At 53.6% G+C, this 25,355-nt stretch carries 22 protein-coding genes; 11 read left to right on the top strand and 11 right to left on the bottom strand.

Annotation, left to right across the window (positions count from 1 at the left end):
* Position 1: 1 nt before the first annotated feature.
* The 5 genes from C8N36_RS19285 to C8N36_RS19265 all read right to left on the bottom strand — a co-directional run bounded on the left by C8N36_RS19285 (position 2) and on the right by C8N36_RS19265 (position 6,223).
* Positions 2-1,255: a sarcosine oxidase subunit beta family protein gene (locus tag C8N36_RS19285; RefSeq protein WP_097803462.1), complete on the bottom strand. Its 1,254-nt coding sequence runs from the start codon at positions 1,253-1,255 to the stop codon at positions 2-4.
* Positions 1,256-1,359: 104 nt separating this feature from the next.
* Entirely contained in the window at positions 1,360-1,917 is a 558-nt protein-coding gene (locus C8N36_RS19280; RefSeq protein WP_097803463.1) for a TadE/TadG family type IV pilus assembly protein, read from the bottom strand.
* A 5-nt stretch (positions 1,918-1,922) separates the two neighbouring features.
* On the bottom strand, positions 1,923-2,462 hold the full coding sequence (locus C8N36_RS19275; protein ID WP_097803464.1) for a TadE/TadG family type IV pilus assembly protein: 540 nt from the start codon (positions 2,460-2,462) through the stop codon (positions 1,923-1,925).
* Entirely contained in the window at positions 2,459-4,042 is a 1,584-nt protein-coding gene (locus C8N36_RS19270) for a TadE/TadG family type IV pilus assembly protein (protein ID WP_170125926.1), read from the bottom strand. The genes C8N36_RS19275 and C8N36_RS19270 overlap by 4 nt, the downstream gene beginning before the upstream one ends.
* Positions 4,043-4,786: 744 nt before the next feature.
* A complete protein-coding gene (locus tag C8N36_RS19265) occupies positions 4,787-6,223 on the bottom strand; it encodes a Glu/Leu/Phe/Val family dehydrogenase (RefSeq protein ID WP_097803466.1) in 1,437 nt (478 codons plus the stop codon).
* Positions 6,224-6,564: 341 nt separating this feature from the next.
* Here C8N36_RS19265 and C8N36_RS19260 point away from each other — a divergent pair, with 341 nt between their 5' ends.
* Genes C8N36_RS19260 through C8N36_RS19250 form a run of 3 tightly spaced genes read left to right on the top strand, consistent with a single transcriptional unit; the run spans position 6,565 to position 9,313 of the window.
* Entirely contained in the window at positions 6,565-8,217 is a 1,653-nt protein-coding gene (locus tag C8N36_RS19260) for a VWA domain-containing protein (RefSeq protein ID WP_170125925.1), read from the top strand.
* Positions 8,214-8,744, top strand: coding sequence for a TadE/TadG family type IV pilus assembly protein (locus tag C8N36_RS19255; protein ID WP_097803468.1), 531 nt, complete (start codon positions 8,214-8,216; stop codon positions 8,742-8,744). The genes C8N36_RS19260 and C8N36_RS19255 overlap by 4 nt, the downstream gene beginning before the upstream one ends.
* Before the next feature lie 14 nt (positions 8,745-8,758).
* Positions 8,759-9,313: a TadE/TadG family type IV pilus assembly protein gene (locus tag C8N36_RS19250; RefSeq protein WP_097803469.1), complete on the top strand. Its 555-nt coding sequence runs from the start codon at positions 8,759-8,761 to the stop codon at positions 9,311-9,313.
* 84 nt (positions 9,314-9,397) lie between these two features.
* Here the strand turns inward: C8N36_RS19250 and C8N36_RS19245 are convergent, their stop codons facing one another.
* From C8N36_RS19245 to C8N36_RS19235, 3 genes are all read right to left on the bottom strand, one after another.
* Complete coding sequence (locus tag C8N36_RS19245; RefSeq protein ID WP_097803470.1) at positions 9,398-9,877, bottom strand: hypothetical protein; 480 nt, start codon at positions 9,875-9,877, stop codon at positions 9,398-9,400.
* A 61-nt stretch (positions 9,878-9,938) separates the two neighbouring features.
* Positions 9,939-11,171 (bottom strand): cytochrome P450, encoded by a 1,233-nt coding sequence (locus tag C8N36_RS19240; RefSeq protein WP_097803471.1) that lies wholly within the window; start codon positions 11,169-11,171, stop codon positions 9,939-9,941.
* 69 nt (positions 11,172-11,240) lie between these two features.
* Complete coding sequence (locus C8N36_RS19235) at positions 11,241-12,185, bottom strand: NAD(P)-dependent oxidoreductase (protein ID WP_097803472.1); 945 nt, start codon at positions 12,183-12,185, stop codon at positions 11,241-11,243.
* A gap of 105 nt (positions 12,186-12,290) precedes the next feature.
* Here C8N36_RS19235 and C8N36_RS19230 point away from each other — a divergent pair, with 105 nt between their 5' ends.
* Positions 12,291-12,746 carry a methylated-DNA--[protein]-cysteine S-methyltransferase gene (locus C8N36_RS19230; RefSeq protein WP_097803473.1) on the top strand — a complete coding sequence of 152 codons (456 nt, stop codon included), beginning with the start codon at positions 12,291-12,293 and terminating at the stop codon, positions 12,744-12,746.
* On the opposite strand, the gene C8N36_RS19225 is transcribed toward C8N36_RS19230, so the two are convergent.
* Entirely contained in the window at positions 12,743-13,576 is an 834-nt protein-coding gene (locus C8N36_RS19225; protein WP_097803474.1) for a prephenate dehydratase, read from the bottom strand. The two genes, C8N36_RS19230 and C8N36_RS19225, sit on opposite strands and share 4 nt — an antisense overlap.
* Before the next feature lie 153 nt (positions 13,577-13,729).
* Here C8N36_RS19225 and C8N36_RS19220 point away from each other — a divergent pair, with 153 nt between their 5' ends.
* From C8N36_RS19220 to C8N36_RS19200, 5 genes are all read left to right on the top strand, one after another.
* Positions 13,730-14,260, top strand: coding sequence for a c-type cytochrome (locus tag C8N36_RS19220; protein WP_097803475.1), 531 nt, complete (start codon positions 13,730-13,732; stop codon positions 14,258-14,260).
* A gap of 218 nt (positions 14,261-14,478) precedes the next feature.
* Complete coding sequence (locus C8N36_RS19215; RefSeq protein ID WP_245910991.1) at positions 14,479-16,401, top strand: extracellular solute-binding protein; 1,923 nt, start codon at positions 14,479-14,481, stop codon at positions 16,399-16,401.
* Positions 16,402-16,407: 6 nt separating this feature from the next.
* Positions 16,408-17,484: a microcin C ABC transporter permease YejB gene (locus C8N36_RS19210; protein WP_097803477.1), complete on the top strand. Its 1,077-nt coding sequence runs from the start codon at positions 16,408-16,410 to the stop codon at positions 17,482-17,484.
* A 2-nt stretch (positions 17,485-17,486) separates the two neighbouring features.
* Positions 17,487-18,620: an ABC transporter permease gene (locus tag C8N36_RS19205; protein WP_097803478.1), complete on the top strand. Its 1,134-nt coding sequence runs from the start codon at positions 17,487-17,489 to the stop codon at positions 18,618-18,620.
* Positions 18,617-20,206: an ABC transporter ATP-binding protein gene (locus tag C8N36_RS19200; protein ID WP_097803479.1), complete on the top strand. Its 1,590-nt coding sequence runs from the start codon at positions 18,617-18,619 to the stop codon at positions 20,204-20,206. Before C8N36_RS19205 ends, C8N36_RS19200 begins: the two co-directional genes overlap by 4 nt.
* Positions 20,207-20,294: 88 nt before the next feature.
* On the opposite strand, the gene hemN is transcribed toward C8N36_RS19200, so the two are convergent.
* Positions 20,295-21,650: an oxygen-independent coproporphyrinogen III oxidase gene (gene hemN / locus C8N36_RS19195; protein ID WP_097803480.1), complete on the bottom strand. Its 1,356-nt coding sequence runs from the start codon at positions 21,648-21,650 to the stop codon at positions 20,295-20,297.
* Between the two features lie 64 nt (positions 21,651-21,714).
* Here hemN and fnrL point away from each other — a divergent pair, with 64 nt between their 5' ends.
* Positions 21,715-22,461 carry a transcriptional regulator FnrL gene (fnrL, locus tag C8N36_RS19190; RefSeq protein WP_097803789.1) on the top strand — a complete coding sequence of 249 codons (747 nt, stop codon included), beginning with the start codon at positions 21,715-21,717 and terminating at the stop codon, positions 22,459-22,461.
* Between the two features lie 240 nt (positions 22,462-22,701).
* On the opposite strand, the gene C8N36_RS19185 is transcribed toward fnrL, so the two are convergent.
* A complete protein-coding gene (locus C8N36_RS19185) occupies positions 22,702-23,541 on the bottom strand; it encodes a universal stress protein (protein WP_097803481.1) in 840 nt (279 codons plus the stop codon).
* A gap of 196 nt (positions 23,542-23,737) precedes the next feature.
* On the opposite strand from C8N36_RS19185, the gene ccoN reads away from it, so the two are divergent.
* The gene (ccoN, locus tag C8N36_RS19180) at positions 23,738-25,351 is read left to right on the top strand and encodes a cytochrome-c oxidase, cbb3-type subunit I (RefSeq protein ID WP_097803482.1); all 1,614 of its coding nucleotides are present in this window, start codon (positions 23,738-23,740) and stop codon (positions 25,349-25,351) included.
* Positions 25,352-25,355 lie beyond the last annotated feature (4 nt).

Here is a 25,355-nt window from a genome sequence, read left to right as displayed (position 1 = left end):
CCTAGTGGAGATTGTGTTGCGCGCCCGTTCCTTCTTCGTCCATCAATCCTCGGCCGGTTTCAAACCGGTCCAACCTTAATTTCTCGCCGCTGGCATGCGGCCGGCCAGTGGCCATCAAATGCGCCATCGCAAAACCTGATCCCGGCACGGCCTTAAAGCCGCCATAACACCAGCCAGTGTTCAAAAAGAGCCCGTCAATATGGGTCTTGTCGATGATCGGAGAGCCATCCGGCGACATGTCCATGATCCCGCCCCAGCTGCGCAGCACACGCGCCTTGCCGATCATCGGCATCAAGGCCATCGCGGCTTCCATGACTTGTTCCTTGCCTGGCAGGTTGCCCCGCGCCGCATAAGACGCATAAAAATCCAAATCTCCGCCGAAAACCAAGCCGCCCTTGTCAGACTGGCTAATGTAGAAATGGCTCATCCCAAAGGTCACAACATGATCAATCACGGGCTTTAGCCCTTCGGTGACATAGGCCTGCAAGATATGGCTTTCGATGGGCAGGCGCATGCCTGCCATCTGCGCCACTTGGCTGGACCGGCCCGCAGTGACCATCCCTACTTTTTTGGCCCGAATGGGTCCGCGTGTGGTTTGCACCCCCACGACCTTGCCGTTTTCAACATCAATTCCAGTAACTTCGCAGTTTTGAATCAAATCAACGCCGCGTTGATCTGCACCGCGCGCATAGCCCCAGGCCACCGCATCGTGGCGCGCCGTGCCGCCGCGTGGGTGGTACAACCCGCCATAGATCGGAAAGCGCGCATTGTCGAAATCGAGGTAAGGCAGCTTGGCCCGCACCTCTTCGCGGCTCAGCAAATGCGCATCGTCCCCTTGGTTGATCATCGCATTTCCGCGCCTGACAGCAGCATCACGTTGCCCGTCGGAATGGAACAGATTGATGATCCCGCGCTGGGAATGCATCACGTTATAATTCAAATCCTGTTCCAGCCCTTCCCACAATTTCAGGGAATGGCTGTAGAATTCAGAATTGCCCGGCAGATAGTAGTTGGCCCGCACGATGGTGGTATTGCGCCCGACATTACCACCACCAAGATAGCCTTTTTCCAACACGGCAATGTTTGAAAGACCATGCTCCTTGGCAAGGTAATACGCAGTCGAAAGCCCGTGCCCGCCCCCGCCGATAATCACGGCGTCGTATTCCGCTTTTGGCTCGGGGTTACGCCAGTGGGGTTGCCAGCCCTTGTTGCCGGTCAGCCCTTCTTTCAGAACTTTTAGCGCTGAAAATCGCATCCTTCACCCCATGAAAAAGCAGGGCCAGTAGAGCAGCCCTGCCTTCCAGTATCAATGCGGTATAACGTCAACGCCCTATCCGATAGCGACTCTTTTTGTCGCAATCAGTTATTGCTCCAAACAATTTTTGGTGCAAAGCGCGGGCGGGTAAAACCATAGTTGTAAAACAGGCTTGCCTCATTCAACCCGGGCACTTCAAACGGGGGCACATAGTCAGTTGCGGTTTCAACCAAAATCACGCGCTCGTTGTGCAACATATCCGGAAGGCGTTCTTCGAGAGAACGTAGTTGCCAAGTGCTCAACCGGTCAAAGTCGCCGCGTGTCTTCGACCATTCGGAGACATATTTAACCTGTTTAGCATTGTAGCGCACCAGCGTGACCCGCAGTGAATACGGCCCTTCGGAGCGGGTCAAATACTCCAGCAACTCAACCATCCCGTCCAGATAGTCGTTGTCTATCGGATCGGTTTCACGAGAGATCGCGTCAGAAATTGTATAGGCCGCTTTGACGTTCAAACTCTTGTACCTAAACGCATCGTGGAATGAAAACGTCGCGGCAATAATTGTTGTCATCAACGGGATGAAAATCAGAGTTTCGATGGCCACACTGCCGTTCTCGGCACCGGCAAATCCTTTTAGGCGGGATATGAGCGTTTTCAGCATGGCGGTTACCTCGGCTCCTGAACAAAGGCTGATGTCACAATAAGCTGTGCGTAGCCGTAGTCATCCAAATTGAGTTCTTTTCCAATCGCGGTCGTTGGCATCATTGGTTTGTATTTGAGACAGGCACGGATCAGCATCATCTCGTTGTCTTGGCCATGCACAAAGTTGCGAACCGGACGCAGATCTTCCGCCGCATTCTGGCAGTCTGTGTCGTAGGGGGCTGTTGATGAAAAGGCCCTTGGGTCAACTTGTACCATCTCTAGTCGCAAATTGTTTTCGCAGTCTTCCAGGATCGCTGCTTTGGTGCAGATCTTTGTCCGAACCTCTTCATAGCTGGGGATGTGCCCCGTGCTGATCCGAATATCGCGTGTCGCAAGATCCAGACCGCGTTCCAGCATCGCATGGCGCATATTGATGTAAGCAATCTCGACCGCCGCCGCCAGAATGAAGAAAAAGATCGTAAAGTAGATCGTAAATTCGACGGTTGCGTTGCCATCTTCTTCCTTCTGGAAGCGTTGGGCGAACTCTTTGATATAGAACATCATTGGATCAACCTCAGGCTATTGATTTGGCGTGCAATGGCATGGAAGGTTTCTGTGATTTCGACACCGTCAACGTCAAAGTAATGGCTGGACGAAGACGCGCAGTTTTCCATTGCCTCTTGCCCCCCGGTTGGCGCTTCGAAACCGATTGCAAAGACAACAACCCCAGCATCTTTTGCGGCGTCGCAAATGTCTTCCAACCGTTCATCTGCGGCAGACCCGTTCACGATGGCCTCATAGCCGTAATAAATATCGTTGTACTCGGAGTTGGACACATACCCATCGTAGTAGGGCTGATAGTACATTTTCTTGGCGACGGCCTTGGTGCCAAAGCGGGCGAACAATTCGGCATAGCTCATCTGGCGGGCGCTATTGCCGCCGTCCGCAGAGCTGCGGTAACGATAGCTCCAGCCGCTGTTTTCATACCGCTCCCAAAAATAGACATTACTTTGAACTTTTAGCGAGAAGCGATCATCACTGGTGCTGCTGGTGCCGCGTTCATCGATCCAGATATCGGACATCCCGTATTTGTACTGGGATTTCAGATCGTATTGAGTGGTGTTTTCGCCATCCGTCATAACGACAACGAATTTGATCGCTTCTGGGTCGTCATAGGAGGTTGGACGGTCAGAGGCATTGTCCTCAACGACATCATCCAAGGCCATTGCAACCACCGCAGGGTTGCTTGATGGGTCGAGCAGAGCAACGCCCCACTTCATCCCGAGGTCAATCGCAGTGTTACCGCCAGCACTCAGGCTTTCGATATGGGACTTGAGGGCCGTGGCATCCGAGCTGTGAACCATCATCGCACCTTGATCACCCGTTTTACACCACGGGCTTGAGATGGAAGAGCTGCTTTGGTCAGTGGAATACAGATCAAAATGACCAAGACGTTCGATTTCGGCCGACGGATCAATTTGCGCTGTATTAAAGGCGGTTGCCGGGAACGTTCCACAATTCGAATAGCTGTGTTGGTCAGACAAAGTCCAATAGTTGGCCAGTGTGCTGCCCAAATTGACCGTCGCATTGTACGGGATGAGCGAGACTGTCGTCAGTCCGGAATCGCTCTCTTCTTGGATAACTGTTTCCACAAATTCTTTGGCGGCCGTTTGCATGTTGGCAATGCGAGTTCCGCCCATAGATCCCGAAATATCCAGAACAAGCGAGATTTCCACATCCGAGATTTTCTCCTCGGCGACGCTCAATCCGGGCACGGTCAGGGTCTCGATCCCCGACATGTGCAAAAAGATCATGTCCATGACAACAGATCCGCTTGCGGTTACGGTGCGGTAGTTCATACCTTGATCAACTTCTACATCTGCAAGAACTTCCGACAGACCCGCCTTTGCCATGTAGTCGTTGACCACGGATGTAGGGTCTTGTTCTTGGTCCAGATCCGCCGCCGCCAAAACCGCGCGGTCCAGCGTACCTTGCATCTTGGCACGTGTGGCTTCGAAGCGCATAATGTCTACGGAGGCACCGGTGATCATTAAGATCAACACCAGCATGAACACAGAAAAAATGGTCACGTTGCCATCTTCGCACTCTGAGAAGCGGGTTGTGATCGCAAGGGGCCGAGGCATGAACTTCTCTCCTTTATTCACCGCGGATTTCTTCCGAGGTATGAACAAAGGATTAATTATCCTTTCGGACATAAATGGGGCGCAATACGGGCTAAAGCGGTGCCATTGTGGGATCAAACCCGTCGAAAACCGCCGTAAATTGCCTTTTTTTACGGTATCTTGCTGATTATTTATCGACCAAAGGGTATTTTCGGACAGGTCGGTCACAAGTGTTAACGCTGGGTCAACTTTGCCGTTTATAGATGGGAAATTCATTCGCCGCCCCCTCACATCTGGTAAGGGTGCACTGCCCAACTAATGGACAAAGCACGTTGGATCCTTGGGCCGTGCGTTTTGCGTCGACCAGTTCGGATGCCTTAAGCGCAGCCGCATTCTCACAGTGAGACTTACGGACACAAGCAGAGTGACGGTGCTGAGGTTTACTAACTAACTTGCAGGCACCCGATACACCGGTTGCCGCTGCAGACACTGAAAAAGCCCTCGCACTGGCACCGTTCCCTGTCGGGAGGCGCAGTGGTTTTTGAGCTTCAGGTAGCATGTTCCTATTCCTTTGCTCCGCAAGCCCGCTATTGGGCATGCGATTTCAGGAATTAGGAATAGTTACTGTTCTGGTTACGAAGCAGATCAAAATGTGGCGAAATAGCGGCGTCTATATCGAATTCGATAAAACGCACTGGCATGTCTTTTGCTGCAAGGTCAGTGGGTGCCCGAACGCCGGGCACCCTCAAAAGCGTGGTAATTCCCTTAAAGCCCCTTGGCCTGATAGCTTTTGGCAACCTTTTCAATGGCCACAATGAAGGCCGCAGTGCGCAAATCCTTCACGTCGGCGCGGCTGTGCCACACCTCTCGCATAGATTGATAGGCTGTCCGCATTGTATCATCGAGACCCGAACGCACCAATTCCAGCTCATCCGCCCCTTTTAAGTATTTGTCCTTAAACGACGGGCTCAGGTTCCAATTTTCCCCCATAGCCTCATCGATCCGCTCCAACTCATCGACAACCAATTGATGGCGCGCTTCTTCTTGGCGGCGTTGCATGCGGCCAAACCGGATGTGGCTAAGGTTTTTGACCCATTCGAAATAGGAAACCGTTACCCCGCCTGCATTTGCATACATGTCAGGAATGATCACAACGCCCTTGTCACGCAAGATGTCATCAGCCCCAGCAGTTACCGGACCGTTCGCCGCCTCGATGATCAGCTTGGCTTTTATCTGGTCGGCATTGGAAAGGTTTATGACCCCCTCAAGCGCCGCAGGGATCAAGATGTCACATTCTTCTTCGAGAACCGCGGTTCCTTCGGCAGTGTGATTGGCATCCGGATACCCGGTGATTCCACCATGCGAGATTATCCAGTTCCGCACTTTCTCCACATCCAGTCCGCCGGAACTAAAGAGTGCGCCATCATGTTCGATAATACCCGTAATCTTGCAGCCATCTTCACTTTGCAGGAATTTCGCAGCGTGATAGCCCACATTGCCCAATCCTTGAACGATGACCCGCTTGCCATCCAGCGACCCTTCTAACCCGGCCGCCGCAATGTCTTCGGGGTGGCGGAAAAACTCGCGCAGCGCGTATTGAACCCCCCTGCCCGTCGCTTCGACCCGGCCCGCAATGCCGCCCGCGTTCAGCGGTTTGCCCGTTACACAGGCACGTGCATTGATATCCGTGGTGTTCATCCGCGCATATTGATCCGCGATCCAAGCCATCTCGCGTTCACCGGTTCCCATGTCGGGGGCCGGAACGTTTTGCGACGGGTGGATCAAGTCGCGCTTAATCAACTCATATGCAAAGCGCCGTGTGATTTGTTCCAGCTCATGCTGGTCATATTGGCGTGGATCGAGGCACAAGCCGCCCTTGGAGCCACCAAAAGGTGCCTCAACCAAGGCACACTTGAACGTCATTAGCGCAGCAAGCGCCTCAACCTCGTCCTGATCCACTGCCGAAGCATAGCGAATGCCACCTTTCACAGGTTCCATATGTTCGGAATGAACTGATCGGTAACCCACAAAAGTCTGAATTTGGCCACGCAGGCGCACGCCGAAGCGCACCATATAGGTTGCGTTGCAAACCCTGATTTTTTCCTCAAGGCCGGGCGGCAAGTCCATCAACGCAACTGCGCGATTATACATTAGGTCGACGGATTCGCGAAACGTCGGTTCATTCACTGGCGCAGCGGACATGAAGGCCCTCCTAGCAAAAATTTGGCACCAACCGAAATGCCGGTCAGTTGGCTCACCCTAAAAAGGCCGCCATGAGAATCACGTTAACGCCACAAAGGTTTTTTTCTCACCTTTTTTTCGCCGCAATTGGCCCGCGCCCCCCTGCCCAATCGCCAATCGTTGTCCACGCACGGGAAACAAAGCACTCAAACCTATGTGTAATGTCCTGAATTATAGATAAAAATCTCTAAAATTGCCGTTCAAAACGCCAAAATTTGGCCATCTTAGCCTGTCATAAGTCAGGCAATAAATCGTTTAGTTGCATGTGTTATTTCCCGGACGGACCGGAAGGAAGGTACAGGATGCGGATCACATTAGAGAAGAGCGCACAAGCCATGCCTCAGTCAAAAACCAGTGCGTTTCTGGGCCGCTTTTGGCGGACCCAAGATGGTGCCATGTCCTACATAGCCGTCACCGGTGCATTGGTCATGATGGTGTTTGGCGGCATTGGTATCGATATGATCCACGCTGAATTGAAACGCAACAAAGTGCAAAACACGCTCGACCGCGCTGTGTTGGCAGCGGCCAGTATGGAAAACTTCCTGGATCCGGAATTTGTCGTTGAAGAATACTTTCGCGCGATGAATATGCCCGACGCACTTAGCAGTGTGACAGTGGACCAAAGCCTGAACTTCAAGCGTGTAACCGCAGACGGTCATGTAACAATGCCATCAAACTTTATGAGTTTGATCGGAGTGAACAACTTGCAAGCAGCTGGCCATGCGGCAGCAGAACACGGGTTGACCAAGATCGAAATCTCTCTGGTTCTGGACATATCCGGATCGATGGGCGGTGACAAAATTGACCAACTGCAAACCGCCGCCAAGGGCTTTGTTGACTTGATGCTGCCCGACAACGGGTCGGATATGGTGTCTATTTCGGTGATACCTTATAATGCGACCGTTAACCTTGGCGACAACGTGGGCCAGTATTTCAATCTCGAAGACGTTCACGCCTATTCCAGCTGCGCAACATTTGGGACCGATGACTTTCTCGCAACAGCGGTTAGCACATCAACCGAACTGTCGCGACTTGCCCATTTTGATCCCTACAACTCAAGCACCAGCAGCGGCACGATTTCCAGACCTTGGTGTGCAACAGGTGAAACCAGCGCGGTCATCGCCCACAGTTCAAACGCGACTACAATCAAAGCACATATCGACACGCTGGATGCAGGTGGCAACACCGCAATCGATCTTGGGATGAAGTGGGGGGCGGCCCTGCTCGATCCGGCAGCACGCCCTGCGGTTCAAGCCTTGTCTGCCGCAGGGTATGTCGCGGAAGATCACGCCAACCGCCCTGCTGAATATGCGGACTATGAAACGCTCAAGTTTGTTGTGGTCATGACGGACGGCCAGAACACCACGCAATACGACCTTAAGTCAGATTTCAAATACGGCATGTCCGAAGCTTGGGTTGATACACGCGGTACAACAAGCCGCAGCGATGACCGCTACTCGCTTAGGGTGACCGACAATTCCGGCACCAACAATGACACCTATTATTGGTTGCGCATGGCCGGTGGATACACTTCGTCAAAATACCAAAGCGAACCTGACGGTCCTAGCGGTGCCAGCGCTTCGCAGCTGTATCAAATGACCAATGCTGAGCTGTATTCACGCTTTAGCACGGCCGCAGTGGCATCCCAGTTCTTTTATCCGCCCTATTCAAACGGCTATCTTCCATATAGCGACTATTACGATGCCTATTACGCATATGGATCAACTGTGAACGGATCCAGCGCAGATACAAACCTGTCGACGGTCTGCCAGGCAGCACGCGACAATGGCGTTGTTGTCTATGCGATTGGCGTCGAAGCCCCCACAGCAGGGCTAGAGGCTATGCAAGACTGCGCCTCCTCTACCGCCCATTATTTTGACGTTGATGGAGAGGATCTAAACGACACTTTTTCTTCAATTGCCCGCTCCCTCCAAATGCTGAGGTTGACCCAATGATCCGTTCCTTGCGATCCCGCATCAAAACCTTCACCCGCGAAGAACGCGGTTCAATGGTAATTCCCTTTGCCCTTTGGACACCGGTCTTTTTGATTTTGATCTTGTCCTCCATTGAGTTGGGCACTGTGACCATTCGCCAAACAGCGCTAGAACGCGCCCTGGACGACACAGTCCGCGACATCCGTCTGGGATCAGTGTCCGATCCTGATGAAATCAAGCAGGCGATTTGCGATGGGGCCGCGGTTCTGCCGGGCTGTATGAGCACACTGCATCTGGAAATGGTATCGCTGGATATGCGAGACTGGGATGGCATCATCGATGCCGCAGATTGCGCAGACACCACGCTGAATGTCACGCCGCACCGGTCATTCCAGAACGGCGGGACCAACGAAATGATGCTGCTGCGCGTCTGCTACAAGTACCAGCCGATAACGCCAGCGGGAACGATCAGTTCAAGTTTGGCCAAAGACTCCGAGGGCTATACCGCTCTCGTCGTCAGCACGGCCTTTGTTCACGAACCATCTTAAGGAAAGGACAGATCATGACAGGTATTCTGACTTCGCGTCTGCGCCGTTTTTCCGCCGACACACGGGGTTACATCACCCTCGAAGCGTTGATTGTCCTACCCGTTTTGCTGTGGCTGTTCGGCGCGGGATGGGTGTATTTTGACGCCTTTCGCCAACAAAGCGTGAGCCAGAAAGCCAACTACGTGATTGGCGATATGATTTCACGCGAGACTGATCCGATTAGCGGCGTTTACATCTCTAACGCCCGCAGATTGCTGCGTGAGTTGACCAAAACATCCGGCACTGACAGCGACTTGCGGGTGACCGTCGTGCAATATGATTCAGATGACGGTGCGTGGTCTGTGGTTTGGTCCAAACGGCGCGGCAATCAGTCGGTGCTGCGCAACAGCGATATGGACGATTTCACGACACGGCTTCCCGCCGCAAACAGTGGCGATCAGTTGATTTTGGTCGAAACTTGGGACCTGCATGAACCAATCTTTGATGTCGGTCTCAGCGACTTTGAGATCATGACATACAGCTTTACCCGGCCGCGCTATACACCTCAGGTCGTGTTTTCAAACCTCTAAATCGCGAAATTGTTAAAGCCTTGCGAACCCCTTTGCAGGACTTTGGCAATGGCCGCGCCCCGTGACGGGCGCGGCCATGTCGCTTTAGTCTTCCAGAACTTTGGAAATTTTTAGGGTGATAATATCCGCCACCGGTTTTGTTTCACCGCCCGATGTCACACCGCCGACAGCAACCCGTTTGCCGATCCGCCACCACAGGCCCGGATACCATGCGCGCGGCAAAGGTTCCTTGAGAAAAATGACAAAACCGTTCGAAGGCTTCATCGCAAAGGCACCCCGATCCACCTTTTCGATCTGGTCCAGCTTGGCGACCAAGACCCCCTGATCATCCATAAGCGCATCTTCGGTCAGGATCAGTTTACGCGCTGTAGATTGCCAAAGCACCTGTGACACCCAAAGGGCAAACAGCCCGCATCCGATCAAAAACACCAGCCAAAACGGGTTTTCCGGCGGCGCGGCAAAGGCCAGATACAGCATCATTGCACCAAGGCCGACCATCGCCCCTGCGCCAATCACCCGGCGCGGTGCGGATGCTTTGATATATGCCAGTTCAGTATCGCTCATGTCGGTCCCTCAATGTCCCTGCATTGCCCAATACGCGCAAAACCCGCGCGGGGAAAGCGGCTTAGACAGGGGTAACAGCGATCCGGAGCGACTTGGGACCGCGCACAGACAACCCGCGTTTATATTCTGGCGGCCCGCCGGCCAGTTCAATCTTGGCGAAACGCTGGTTCAGGGTTGAAAAAATCACATCCATATCCAGCGCCGCAAGATGGTTTCCCAGACACAGATGCGCCCCTTTGCCAAATGCAATGTGACGGTTCGGGCTACGGGTAATATCAAACATGTCAGGAAGTTCGAAGCGCGCCGGATCACGGTTGGCCGCCCCATACAGCAGCCCGAAACGTGTGCCAGCCTTGAATGATCGCCCGCCGATCTCGCAATCCTTGGTGGCGAAGCGGTGGAAATACGGCAAAGGGGCCTCATAGCGGAACATTTCCTGGACCGCTGTTCCGACCAACGCCGGATCCGCGCGTAGTTTTTGATGCTGACCGGGAAAGCGCAGTAAGGCATGCATCCCCGATCCCAACACATCGATGGTCGACCCATGCCCGGCCATCAAAATCAACATCGCCGTAGCGATCAATTCATCTTCGGACAGGCGGCCCGCTTCTCGGTGCAGCATCATCTGGGACAACAGGTCTTCTTGGGGATTCTTTCGGCGTTCGGCCACCAGATCCATCAAAAACAGGTAGAATTCCTTGGTGGCTTGTTCGGCAATCGCTTTGTCCGTGTCATCGCGGCCGATATCAAAAAAGCGCACCACATTTTCCGACCAAATGCGCAACTGGGGGCAATGCTCATCCGGCACACCCAGCAGCCGGCCAATAATGTGCCCCGGTACATGGGCCGCAAAATCCTCAATGAAATCAAATTCACCCAGATCGGTTAGCGCTTCCAACTTCCCGTCCACAAAACTTTGGATCGCTTCGCGTTGACGGGCGATCATGCTCTTGGTGAATTCCCGAAACACAACGGTGCGCAGCCGGTGGTGCACTGCCCCTTCGCTTTCGAGCAAATTTGTTTGCACAAACCGTTCATGAAACGGCATTTCATGCCAGTTAATCTTGCGCTGGGCGGCTTTACGCTCTGCCTCGGACAGCTGATCGTCCAGACTGCGCACCATGGACCGGTCAGAGGCGACCGCCTCTACATCGGCCATTTTGGTCAACATCCAGCTATCAACATCCTCATAGTAATACGGGGTCTCAAGCTGGCGCAGCGCGGCGTAGACCGGATAAGGGTCAGCGGCGAATTCGGCGGATCGCGGGTCAAAGATGATCTGCTCGGATGTCATTGCCCAGTCCGTCCCATTTTGGTTCAAGGGACCGATCTAAAACGAAAAGACCGGTCTCTCAATGGCGTTTTAGCGATTCAGTATAACTTCGGCACCGCGTGCGGGCGGCTTTTCGTCCACCAGCTCCATCGGGAAGCCATCGGCGCGCACACTTAGGCCCGTGGCCTCTTCCAGCCGTTCAATCATCCGGTCCGATTGGGCCGATTGCCCATAGCGCGCCTGCCCGTCTTTGATCATCGCAATGATCTGGGGGGATATTTCCAGCGGCACATCATGGGCCTCGGCCAATTGCTGAAACAGTCCGATATCCTTTTGCACAAGATCCATGGCAAAATCGACATCACGCGACCCGGACAGGATCAACTGGCTTTCGGTTTCATGCACAAACGAATTGCCGGAACTGATGCGGATCGCCTCATAGGTCGTCGCCAGATCCAAGCCAGCGGCCTTCATCGTGGTCAGCGCTTCACAAACCGTCAGCAAGTTCGCAGTTGCCAAATAGTTGGTCATAACCTTCAATTTGGATGCGCTGCCGATCTCTCCGGTATGCAGCACGTTGCGGCCTAGAATCGTCAGTAAGGGCAGCACCTTTTCAAACGCGTCACGATCACCGCCCGCAAAAATAGAAATGTTGCCGGTTGCGGCCCGATGGCATCCACCGGAAACCGGAGATTCAACAGTGACTGCCCCTGTTGCCGCAACGCGTTCGGATTGTTCAGCGATCATAACGGGGTCTGTGGTCGACATCTCGACCCAGATTTTGCCCGCGTCCATTTCCGGCAACATTTGCGCCAACACCGCCTCGGACGCGGCAGGGCTGGGCAAAGAGGTGATCACTACATCGCAATCGCGCATGATGTTTGCCGCAGATTGCGCGCTGGTAGCGCCCTTCTCAACAAACATTTGGACCCTATCTGCATCCAAATCAAACACCGTCAGAGCCACGCCGTTATTTATTAAGTTACCGGCCAGTTTGCCGCCCACAGCCCCAAGGCCAATGAAACCTGTCTTCATTATAAACTCCTGTTTGACCGCAGGGTGTCTGCACCCGCGCGGACTGTCGAGTCCGTTTGCGACATCCACGTTGTCAAAATCCTCCGCGCGCCCTAGCCTGCGTCAATGCCCACCTTGTTTATAAATACACCGACCGGCCCCATGCAGATTGTGCAAAAGGATGACGCAATTGTCCGCGTTGAGTGGGCAGAATATGGAAACAGCGAAACCACGCCATTGTTGAAAGAGGCGCAAGCGCAAATTGATGCATATTTCGCTGGCACTTTGCGTGTTTTTGACCTGCCGCTGTCAGTGCGGGGAAGCGATTTTCAGAAAAAGGTCTGTGACGCGATCTATGCGATTCCATTTGGCGAAACCCGTCGATACGGCGATTTGGCCAAAGATATCGGGGTGTCTGCCCAAGCCGTCGGTGGCGGCTGCGGTGGCAATCCGATTCCCCTGATTATCCCATGCCATCGGGTTTTGGCCGCAACCGGACTTGGCGGATTTTCAGGCAGCCACGGCGTAGAAACCAAGGTGGCCTTGCTGCGCCATGAAGGCGCGGCAAGTCTTTTGATCTAGTCACGCCGTGGATCACGCGGATAAGTGCCCAGAATTTCAAGCATATCAGTGAAGTAATCCAGTTCTTCTAGCGCGCGCTGCACCGCAGGATCATCTGGATGGCCCTCGATATCAGCATAGAACTGCGTGGCCGAAAACGACCCGCCGACCATATAACTTTCGAGTTTCGTCATGTTGACGCCATTGGTCGCGAAACCGCCCATGGCCTTGTACAAAGCCGACGGGATGTTGCGGACCTGAAACACAAAGGTGGTCATCATGCCATGATCACCGCGGCGGTCATGCTCCGCATCCCGCGACATGATAAGGAAGCGTGTTGTGTTGTGGGCGTGATCTTCGATGTGGCGCGCAAGAATGTGCAACCCGTTGATTTCAGCGGCCAGATCTGACGCCAGCGCGCCAACGGTCATTTCTTTTTTAGCGGCAATGTCTGCGGCTGCCCCCGCGCTGTCCGCCGCAGATTCGCCCTTGATTCCATATCGCGACAAAAATTCTTCGGCTTGGGGAATCAAAACCGGATGCGCACGCACCAGTTTCAGGTCTTCGATCTGCACGCCCGGCATGGCCATCAGACTGATGTGCACCCGCACAAAAGCTTCGTCGATGATGCGCAATCCGCTTTCGGGCAGCATCCGGTGAATATCCGCCACACGGCCGTAGGTGGTATTTTCCACCGGCAACATTGCCAAATCCGCCTTTTTTGAGCGTACAGCAGCCAAAACGTCCTCAAAACTGTTGCACGGCAGGGCTTCCATATCGGGACGGGCGTCACGACACGCTTCATGTGAATAGGCTCCGAGCTCTCCTTGGAAGGCAATGCGCTGGGTCATATGAACGGTTTCCTATCAATTTGGCCCCATCCAACCCGAGGTGAAAAGTTGGGGGCGGGCGTTTGGTCGCGCCTTCTATATCTTGCCATACGCAAAGGGAAGCAATAGACACGCGCCCGACGATAGCGAATGCGAATAGCGACAGGGCACCCCATGTTTGACACAATGACCATGACCAAAGTTGTAGGCGGCGTCTGCGGATCGCTGCTTGTCCTTCTATTGGGCAAATGGGCCGCGGAAACGCTGTACCACACCGGTGGCGGCGGTCATGGCGACCACGCGCAAGCGGCCTATGTGATTGACACAGGCGACGGCGACGATCACGGCGACAAAGAAGTTGTAGAAATCGACGTTGCAGCAGTTTTGGCCGCAGGCGATGCGGTTGAAGGTGGTAAAGACTTTAAGAAAAAATGTGGCAGCTGTCACAAGGTTGACGACGGTGCCAACGGTACTGGCCCATATCTTTATGGTGTTGTAGGCCGCGCTGTCGGCACAGCCGAAGGTTTTGGCGGTTATTCCGGCAGCCTCAGCGCCGCGGCGGATGTTTGGACCCCGGAAAACCTTTTTGCTTTCCTGGAAAACCCAAAAGCATATGCGCCGGGCAACAAGATGAGCTTCAAAGGCTACCCAAAACCGGCTGATCGCGCCGATGTGATTGCCTACTTGGCAAGCTTGGGCGGCTAATCGCCCAACCAGCGACAAAATTAGGCCGCGTCCCTTTGGGGCGCGGCTTTTTTTTTGCGCGCAAATGCCCTAGATGCTCTGATACCCAACTAGCGAATTCTCGTAACATCACGGAATCTCAACTTGAATGTCAGCCCCCGCTGCTCTTAGCTATTAATTAACCAAAATGAACGTGAAATGGCTGCACCGTCAAAGCTGGCCATAGAAGGGGAGATCACATGCACCGACCCACCGCCAAATCCATCACCCACACTCGCAACACTGCGGCAATGCAGGCACAAACCCTGCCACTCAAACCGATCGTAACCGGAGCCTTGCTGGCCTTGGGGGTCGCATTTGCCGCTACGGTCTCTTGGGCCGATGAGGGGGTTATCAAATCGCATGGTGTTTCTACCTTTGGCGAATTGAAATATTCGGCTGATTTTTCGCATTTCGACTATGTTAACCCCGACGCCCCCAAAGGCGGTGAATTTTCGTCTTGGGCGTTTGGCACTTTTGACAGCCTGACGCCTTACATTCTCAAGGGCAACGCAGCCATCGGGGCCGGGGTATTTTACGACACTTTGTTGACGGGAAACTTGGAAGAACCGGATGCAAGTTACGGCCTATTGGCCCACACCCTAGAATACCCCGAGAACCGCGAATGGGTGATCTTTTACATGCGCCCCGAAGCGAAATTTCGCGATGGCACTCCGGTCACGGCGCAGGATGTCGTGTTTTCTTATGAGATCTTGCAAGACAAAGGGCGCCCCAGTTTCAAAGCCACATTTGAACACTTTGCCTCGGTTGAAGCGATTGATGACCTAACGGTCAAATTCACCTTCAAACCCGAAGGACCGCTGCGCGAGCTGTTGATGACAGCTGGCGGCATCCCAGTCTTGTCCAAAGCCTACTATGAGACCGTGGACTTCGAAGAAAGCAGCCTGGAGCCGCCGATGGGCTCTGGCCCGTTCGATTTGCATTCCGTTGATCCGGGACGGTCAATCGCGTACAAGCGCCGCGATGATTACTGGGCCAAAGACTTGCCGGTCAACCTTGGGCAGAACAACTTTGACGTCATAAAACACGAATACTTTGGGGACTATCTGGCCGCCTTTGAAGCCTTCAAGGGCGGGGCCTATGCGTTCCGAGAGGAGTTTTCCTCCAAGACTTGGGCGACCGGATACGATTTCCCAGCCCTGGACGCAGGATATGTCATCAAGGAAACGCTTGCCGATGGCCGCCCCGCTGGCACCCAAGGGTTCTGGTTCAATTTGCGCCGTGACAAATTTGCAGATCCAAAGGTGCGTGAAGCGGTTGCATTGGCCTTCAACTTCGAATGGTCCAACGAATCCCTGTTTTATGGTCTCTATGGCCGAACCGATAGTTTTTGGGAAAACTCGGACACTTTGCAAGCTTCGGGCATGCCAAGTGACGCTGAATTGGCGATTTTGGAACCGCTACGCGCGTATTTTCCCGAAACTGTCTTTACGGACGAAGCCTACACACCTCCGGTTTCCAAATCCTCGGACCTAGCTGATCGCCGGGTTTTACGCCGCGCTGGCAAGCTGCTGGATGCAGCAGGTTGGGAGATTGCAGATGACGGTCTGCGTTACAAAGAGGGCCAGCAGCTACAGCTGGAGATTCTCAACGATTCCCCCAGCTTTGATCGCGTGATCAATCCATTCGTTGAAAACCTGAAGCGCCTAGGGATTGCGGCTGTTTCAAATCGGGTTGATGCCGCAGAATCGCAAGAACGCGAAAAGAACTTTGACTATGACATGGTTACCCAGCGGTTCTCGATGTCTCAAACCCCCGGAGATGAACTGAAACACATCTTCGGGTCGCAAACCGTGAGCACACCGGGGTCAGTGAATATCGCCGGCCTTAGCAACGAGGGTGTCGATAGGCTGATCCGCATTATCGCGGACGCTAAAAGCCGCGAGGAGTTGGACACCGCCGTTCAGGCCCTTGACCGGGTATTGCGCGCCATGCACATCTGGGTGCCGCAATGGTACAAAGGAACCCACCAAGTGGCATATCGTGATGTCTTTGGCCGCCCCTACGGCGACACACCGCCACCTTTGTCATTGGGCGAAAGCTCAATCTGGTGGTGGGATGAAGACAAAGCGCAAAAATTGCGCGACGCCGGGGCGCTCTGATCCGCTATGGGTGCCTATCTTCTCAGACGTTTATTGCTGATCATTCCAACCCTGCTTGGGATTATGATCATCAACTTCACCTTGGTGCAATTTGTACCCGGTGGCCCTGTCGAGCAAATCCTCGCCCAGATCGAGGGCGAGGGCGACGCCTTTTCCGGCTTTGCTGGCGGTGGGGGTGAAATCGCCTCTGGTGGCGGTGAAGATGGTGTCGGGCGGCGCGGTTTGCCCGAAGAATACATCAAGGAACTAGAACGCCAGTTCGGTTTCGACAAACCGCCCTTGGAGCGGTTTTTGAATATGCTCTGGAACTACATGCGTCTCGACTTCGGTGAGAGCTATTTCAGATCGATTTCGGTGATTGATCTGGTGCTAGAGAAGATGCCAGTGTCAATTTCACTGGGGTTGTGGTCAACGATCATCGCCTATCTGATTTCGATTCCGCTGGGCATTCGCAAAGCCGTGGCGGATGGGACCTCTTTTGACACCTGGACCTCAGGTGTGATTATCGTCGCCTATGCCATTCCGGGCTTTTTGTTTGCGATTTTGCTGTTGGTTTTGTTTGCCGGCGGCAGCTATTGGCAAATCTTCCCGCTCCGAGGTCTGACATCGGAATACTACGACGATCTATCCGCATTCGGAAAAGTAAAAGACTATCTGTGGCACATCACATTGCCGGTTTTGGCCTCCACGATCGCGGCCTTTGCCACACTGACTTTGTTGACCAAAAACAGCTTTCTGGATGAGATCAAAAAGCAATATGTGATCACCGCACGCGCCAAGGGGCTCAGCGAAAACCGGGTGCTTTACGGGCATATTTTCCGCAACGCGATGTTGATTGTGATTGCGGGCTTGCCCGGCGTCTTTATCAGCGTCTTCTTCGGAAGTTCGATCATTATCGAGACGATCTTTTCGCTCGACGGGCTTGGTCGGCTTGGCTTCAAAGCGGCGGTTGAACGTGACTATCCGGTGATTTTCGGCACCTTGTTTATCAGCTCGCTCATCGGGCTTGCGATTGGGATTTTGTCTGACCTTATGTACGTCTTTGTCGATCCGCGTATCGATTTTGAAAAGCGCGAGGGGTGAGCATGGAACAATCACGCAAGCGCTTTTCACTGTCTCCGCTCAATCAGCGCCGCTGGAGCAACTTTAAACGCAACCGGCGGGCGTTTTGGTCGCTTTGGCTGTTCTCCTTGCTCTTCGGCCTGTCGATGTTTGCTGAATTTTTGGCCAACGACAAACCGATCTTGATCAACTATCGCGGTGAATACCGGATGCCGATCTTCAGTTTTTATCCTGAAACGGCCTATGGCGGTGAATTCAAAAGCGAAGCCGCCTACCGAGACATCGAGGTGAAATGCCTGATCCGAACCGGCGGCATCGAAGACTGCCTGGATGACCCAGAAGGTCTGATCGAACAGATTGAGGCCGGTCAAGGCTCCGAACTTGGCCCCGAATTCAGCCAAGGCTGGATGATTTGGCCACCGATCCCCTACAGCTTCAACACGCCTGTGGATCGCCCCGGTGCGGCCCCCCTCCCCCCGAACGAGCAGAACCTGCTTGGGACGGATGACACCAAACGGGACGTCGTAGCGCGGGTGATCTATGGCTTCCGCTTGTCCATTCTGTTTACCCTGATTGTCACGCTCAGCTCATCCATTATCGGAGTGATTGCCGGAGCTTTGCAGGGATATTTTGGCGGCTGGGTTGACTTGATCTTTCAAAGGATCATCGAAATCTGGGCATCGACACCGCAACTCTATGTTATTATTATCCTATTTGCCATATTAGGGCGAAGTTTCTGGCTTTTGGTCGTTTTGATGGTGCTCTTTGGATGGATGGGCCTTGTCGGTCTGGTTCGGGCGGAATTCTTGCGTGCCCGCAATCTGGAGTATGTTCGTGCCGCCCGTGCCCTTGGGGTTTCAAACTGGACCATTATGTTCCGGCACATGCTGCCCAATGCCATGGTCGCGACATTGACCTTCATGCCCTTTATCGTGACCGGAACGATCAGCACTTTGGCTGGTCTCGACTTTTTGGGATTTGGGCTGCCTTCGTCCGCCCCGTCCTTGGGCGAAATGACTTTGCAAGCCAAACAGAACTTGCAAGCACCTTGGCTTGCCTTCACCGCATTTACCGTTTTTGCGGTGATGCTATCGCTACTCGTTTTCATTTTTGAAGGTGTGCGCGACGCATTTGACCCGAGGAAAACTTTCTCATGAACATTCTCGAAGTCAAAGATCTGCACGTCAACTTTCGTCAGGACGGTAAAGTGAACGCGGCCGTCAAAGGTGTAAGCTTTGACATTGCACGCGGGGAAACCGTCGCACTGGTGGGGGAGTCCGGCTCTGGAAAATCGGTCACGGCCTTGTCGACAGTCTCGCTTTTGGGCGATTCCGCGACGACTGAAGGCTCTGTTCGGTATGAGGGTCAAGAGATGATCGGAGCCAACAAACAGCTGCTGCACAAGGTACGCGGCAACGACATCAGCTTTATCTTCCAAGAGCCTATGACCTCGCTTAACCCGTTGCACACTTTGCAAAAGCAGCTGGCCGAAAGCATTGAATTGCATCAAGGACTGGTGGGAACAGATGTCCGCGTCCGGATTTTGGAATTGCTCAAAAAGGTCGGTATTCGCGATGCGGAAACGCGGCTTAACTCTTACCCCCATGAATTGTCCGGCGGTCAAAGGCAACGGGTGATGATTGCCATGGCACTGGCGAACAAACCCGATCTATTGATCGCAGATGAGCCTACAACCGCATTGGATGTCACCATTCAGGCCCAAATTCTGGATTTGCTGGCCGATCTGAAGAAATCCGAAGACATGAGCCTGTTGTTCATCACCCATGATCTTGGAATCGTGCGAAAAATCGCAGATCGGGTCTGCGTGATGAAAGATGGCGAAATCGTCGAACACGGACCTACAGCTGAGATTTTTGAGAACCCCAGGCACCCCTACACCCAAATGCTTTTGTCGGCTGAAAGCACCGGAAGTCCGGAGCCCGTTGCCGAAGATGCGGTTGAAATCGCCCGGACCGAGAACCTCAAAATCTGGTTCCCGATTTACAAAGGCCTGTTCAAGCGCACGCATGGCTATGTCAAAGCGGTCAACGATGCCAGCATCTCGGTTCGCGCAGGTGAAACCGTTGGAATTGTAGGCGAATCCGGTTCTGGGAAAACCACACTGGCCTTGGCGATTATGCGCCTCATCGCCTCCGAAGGTGGGATTACCTATCGCGGTGAAGATGTCCGAAAGTGGTCCGTTAACGAATTGCGCCGGTTGCGGTCTGAAATACAAATCGTTTTTCAAGACCCCTTTGGATCACTGTCTCCCCGAATGACTTGCGAGCAGATCATCGCTGAGGGCTTGACTGTTCACGGGAGTCCGGATGGGCGGTCCAACCGCGATTTGGTGATCGAAGTGATGGAAGAAGTTGGCCTAGATCCCGCAAGTATGCACCGCTATCCGCATGAGTTTTCGGGCGGGCAACGCCAACGTATTGCAATCGCACGGGCAATGGTATTGCGGCCAAAACTCGTGGTGTTGGACGAACCAACCTCTGCTTTGGACATGACTGTTCAGGTTCAAATCGTCGACCTACTGCGCGACCTGCAACGCAAACATGATTTGGCTTATTTGTTCATTAGTCATGATCTGAAAGTTGTCCGAGCCATGAGCCATAAAGTTATGGTTATGAAACAGGGGGATGTGGTCGAAATCGGCACCGCCAAGGATATCTTTGAAAACCCTGAAACCGAATACACCCGCGCCTTGTTAAGCGCGGCATTTGATCTGGCAGTATAGGCTAACGAAGGGTTTGATTCCCTTCTAACGTGAAAGAGCGCGACCAACGGGCTGCGCTCTTTCAGAAATATTCACACGGTTTGACTGCTCAAATTGCTGAGCTGTGTCCAGCCTTTGACAAGTCGTAAGCATCAAAGGACCGCGCAATGAGGCGGGTCAGAACCCGCGCATTTTGCGGTACAAACAACCCGTCTTCTGTAACTTCCAAAATCCCTTCGAACTGGGAGTTAGCCGCATTCAACATGTCGAATAGTGCCGCGCGCGATATGTCGAACGTGTTGATGATTTCAGCCGCTTCAATACGGAAGTCGCACATGATCGCCTCGATCAAGCGACTGCGCAACATGTCATCTTGGCTAAAGGCATGACCGCGGGCCGTTGAGAACACGCCATCGCGAATCTTGCCTGTATGCTCTGACGTCGCTGACGCATTTTGAGCAAACCCTTGTGGGAATTTGGAAATCGACGATGCGCCAAGGCCGATAAGCACATCTGCAGTATCGTCGGTATAGCCTTGGAAGTTTCGGCGCAGATGGCCGGTTTTTTGTGCCACCGAAAGCCCGTCGGATTTGATCGCAAAATGGTCGATGCCGATTTCATCATACCCGTCCCACATGAACAGTTTTCGCGCAGTTTCAAACAGAGCAAGCCGCTCATCCGGTGCTGGCAGCGCTTCTGATGGGATCAGCTGTTGGCGTTTCGCCATCCAGGGCACGTGGGCATAGCCGTAAAGCGCAACGCGGTCTGGCGTAAAGCTGAGCAATTTTTGAACTGTTTCAGTGATTTTTGCATTGGTTTGATGTGGCAGGCCGAACAAAATATCCGCATTCAGGCTGGTCACGCCGGTTTCGCGGATCATTTCGACCGCTTGCTTGGTCAAATCATAGCTTTGAGGACGTCCGATGGTTTCTTGGATTTGCTCGTCGAAATCCTGAACTCCGATGGAAGCACGATTCATTCCGCCTGCGGCCAGCGCCTTGAGTCGATCTGCGTCAATTTCATTCGGGTCAATTTCAACAGAGAACTCGGCATTATCGGCAAAGTCCGCTGTTTCGCGAATTCCGGCAATCAAACGCGTCATCATGTCAGGAGTCAAAAGCGTCGGTGTGCCCCCCCCCCAGTGCAAGCGAGACAGCTTTACCCCTTTGGGTAAATGCTTGCGCAGCATTGCTAATTCTTGCAGCAAAGTTCCCACATAGGCCTCGACCGGGGACAGCGTTGCCGTGCCCTGCGTACGGCAGGCACAAAACCAACACAGCCTGCGGCAAAAGGGTACATGCAAGTAAAGAGATATGTTGCCATACTCTGGAATAGATTCGATCCATTCCACGAAGCGGTCCGGCCCTACGCCACCAGCAAAATGTGGTGCCGTCGGATATGAGGTATATCTTGGGACTTTCGCGTCGAAAAGGCCCAGCCGTGCGAGTTGTGTTCTATCCACCATTTAGGTAGAGTTAGAGACGTTAAGAAAGCAGTACTTTGACCCAGATCAATACGCGGTGATGCAAATGTTGAACGACCGTAGCCTTGCAGTATCGCAAGAATGTGCAAATTGCCCGATCAAGCACCGTGCCGTCTGTGCAAGATGTGACGGCAATGAGTTGGAGCGCCTCGAAGAGATTAAGTACTATCGCAAATTTGAAGCCGGTCAGACTGTTATTTGGTCTGGGGACAGGATGGATTTTGTCGGCTCTGTCGTTTCGGGCATCGCATCGCTGACACAAACCATGGAAGACGGGCGCACTCAGATGGTTGGCCTGTTGCTGCCGTCAGATTTTGTAGGTCGGCCCGGGCGCGGCACTGCGGCCTACGACGTTGTTGCAACAACAGATTTGGTGATGTGCTGCTTCCGCAAAACCCCTTTCGAAGACTTGATGAGCAAGACGCCACATATTGCACAGCGCTTGCTGGAAATGACACTGGACGAACTGGATGCCGCCCGCGAATGGATGCTCGTCCTTGGCCGCAAAACTGCGCGTGAAAAAATTGCGTCCCTTTTGTCGATTATTGCCAGACGCAATGCGACTTCGGGCGGAACAGGATTCAAAAACACTGTTGTATTTGATTTGCCCCTCACCCGAGAGGCGATGGCAGACTATCTTGGTTTGACATTGGAAACGGTCAGCCGCCAAATATCGGCGCTTAAACGTGATGGTGTGATTGAACTTGAAGGCAAACGCCACGTCACGATTCCTGACATGTATCGTCTGCTGGAAGAAGCAGGCGATGATGCAGACGGCGGTGTGTTTGCCTAAAACCGTAGCCTGAGCCGCTTTGAATTTCAGGTTACCTTCGCAGGAAGCCCCAAGACGTTTCGTAGATTCCCCGGGTTTTTGTTAAGCCGCATGGGTACAACACAACGACCAAACAAGGCTAGCGACACATTTCTGAGCCGCCCCAAACCGTTCGGAGCAATGGGATGGTGGGCGGGGCGACGTGCCCGGGCAAAGCCCGGAGCACAAGCGACGTCCCACCAGACCAGCTATTTGGCCAGCTTAGTGCGCCATAAACGTGGTCACTTCAGCACGTTCCAGCATATTGCGGGTCGCGCCGCCCAAAATCGCTTCGCGGAACCGCGAATGGCCATAGGCCCCCATCACAACCATATCTGCATTCACATCGTTAACATGACGCTGCACGATATCAGCGACCTTTGGCAAAGCTTTTGCCAAAACGTCGATTTCAGCTTTCACACCGTGGCGCGCCAAAAACTGCGATAGCATTCCGCCCGGATCTGACCGATTGGGGCCGTGCTGCGGCGGATCAATCACCAGCACATGCACCGCATCTGCTCCGATCAACAACGGCATCGCCGCTCGCACCGCACGCAGGGCTTCCGCGCTTTCATTCCAGCCAATCACAATACGCTTGGGCTTGGCGGGGGGCTCTACATTCTCGGGCACGACCAACACAGGCACTTGCCCTTCAAACAAAGCCCCTTCCAAAATGGGCTCCAACTCCACCCCCCGATCCGCGCCGTAAGGCTTCGGCAGAACGACAAGGTCGGAAAACCTTGCACGCGTGGCCACATGGCGACCAATATCGGCCAATTGCGCCACGCCGCTTTCTACTGCCCAGCGACAATCGGTTTTTCCCAACTGCTCCCGGGCTTTTTCCGCCAGATGATCGGCTTCACTATTGGCGCGGCTCAAAGTTTCCTGAAGCACCATAGCGTTGGCACCGGCGTAATAGTATCCGGTTTGTGACCGGTCTACTCCGAAACATACCGCATCAAGATGTGCGTCAAACCCAGCTGCCAGCGTCGAAGCACGCTCTAACGTGCTTTGCGCAAGATTTTCATCCGTGATAACTGTATAAATTGATTTGAAGGCCATTGGCTCCCCCTGATCCAAACTCTACTCTAGCCTAAACCGGAGCGGATCGTCGCACCTTGACGAGCGTCAAGGCGATTGGGCAGTTCTCTTGATACAGATCAATGTCCGCCTGCACCCAAACTTGCAGAAACGGGCCAGTCTAAAAAACCGCTCACGCGGCATTGCGAATCGCGTGGGTCAGACGAAGGGACGAAAAATGTTAAACTATATCAAGCTGATCGTGCTTGGTCTGGTAGCGATCTTTGCGATGATTGCAGCCAGCTACGCACGGGACGTGGCATATCAGGTTCATGCGATTCTCATTTTGGCAGTTTCTGCCGGATTGTTTATCTGGACCTTGCGCCACACCGACGAACCCGCGGCTGCCGTTGCACCGCAAAATGAATACATGGACGGCGTGATCCGCGCCGGCGTGATCGCCACCTCTTTTTGGGGGGTTGTCGGCTTTGCTGCAGGGACGTTCATCGCCTTCCAACTTGCCTTTCCGGCGCTCAACTTTGAATGGGCCGAGGGCTACGCAAACTTTGGTCGCTTGCGCCCACTGCACACAAGTGCGGTGATTTTCGCGTTTGGCGGCAATGCTTTGATCGCAACCTCATTTTACGTGGTCCAGCGCACCTCGGCCGCACGGCTTTGGGGCGGCAACACGGCTTGGTTCGTGTTCTGGGGCTACCAGCTGTTTATCGTACTGGCGGCAACCGGCTATTTGCTGGGCGGCACACAGTCGAAAGAATATGCAGAACCTGAATGGTATGTTGACCTGTGGCTAACAGTTGTTTGGCTGGCCTATCTGGCGGTTTTCGTCGGTACGATCGTCAAGCGCAAAGAGCCGCATATCTACGTGGCAAACTGGTTCTTCTTGTCCTTCATCATCACCGTTGCGATGCTGCATGTGGTTAACAACCTCAGCATTCCGGTTTCGATCTGGGGCTCTAAGTCGGTTCAGGTTTTCTCGGGCGTACAAGACGCCATGGTTCAGTGGTGGTACGGCCATAACGCCGTTGGCTTCTTCCTGACTGCGGGTTTCTTGGGCATGATGTACTATTTTGTGCCAAAGCAAGCCGAACGCCCTGTCTTTTCGTACAAGCTGTCGATCATCCACTTTTGGGCACTGATCTTCCTTTATATCTGGGCTGGTCCACACCACCTGCATTACACCGCGCTGCCTGACTGGGCTTCGACCCTTGGTATGGTGTTCTCGATCATCCTTTGGATGCCGAGCTGGGGCGGTATGATCAACGGTCTGATGACCCTGTCTGGTGCATGGGACAAACTGCGCACCGACCCGGTTATCCGTATGATGGTTATCTCGATCGGTTTTTACGGCATGTCGACCTTCGAAGGTCCGATGATGTCGATCCGCGCTGTGAACTCGCTGTCGCATTATACTGACTGGACCATTGGTCACGTGCATTCCGGTGCGCTTGGTTGGAACGGCATGATCACATTTGGTGCGCTTTACTATCTGGTGCCAAAACTGTGGAACCGCGAACGCCTGTATTCGCTTCAGTTGGTGTCCTGGCACTTCTGGCTCGCGACAATCGGTATCGTGCTTTACGCGGCATCCATGTGGGTGACCGGTATCATGGAAGGCCTAATGTGGCGCGAAGTTGATGCAGACGGTTTCCTTGTCTGGAGCTTTGCCGACACCGTGGCAGCTAAATTCCCAATGCTCGTGGTACGTGGTCTTGGTGGCGTGATGTTCGTCGCTGGTTCCTTGATCATGGTCTACAACTTGTGGATGACCGCAAAAGCAGCACCGGCAGTTGATGCCGAAGCCGCCGTCGCGCACGCCACACCGGCCGAATAAGGAG

Origin of the sequence: Pelagimonas varians (assembly GCF_003208435.1) — a bacterium.
In the GTDB taxonomy this organism is placed as follows: Bacteria; Pseudomonadota; Alphaproteobacteria; order Rhodobacterales; family Rhodobacteraceae; genus Pelagimonas; species Pelagimonas varians.
Note: the sequence above shows the minus strand (reverse complement) of the source record. Positions and strands in the feature narration are given on the sequence as shown.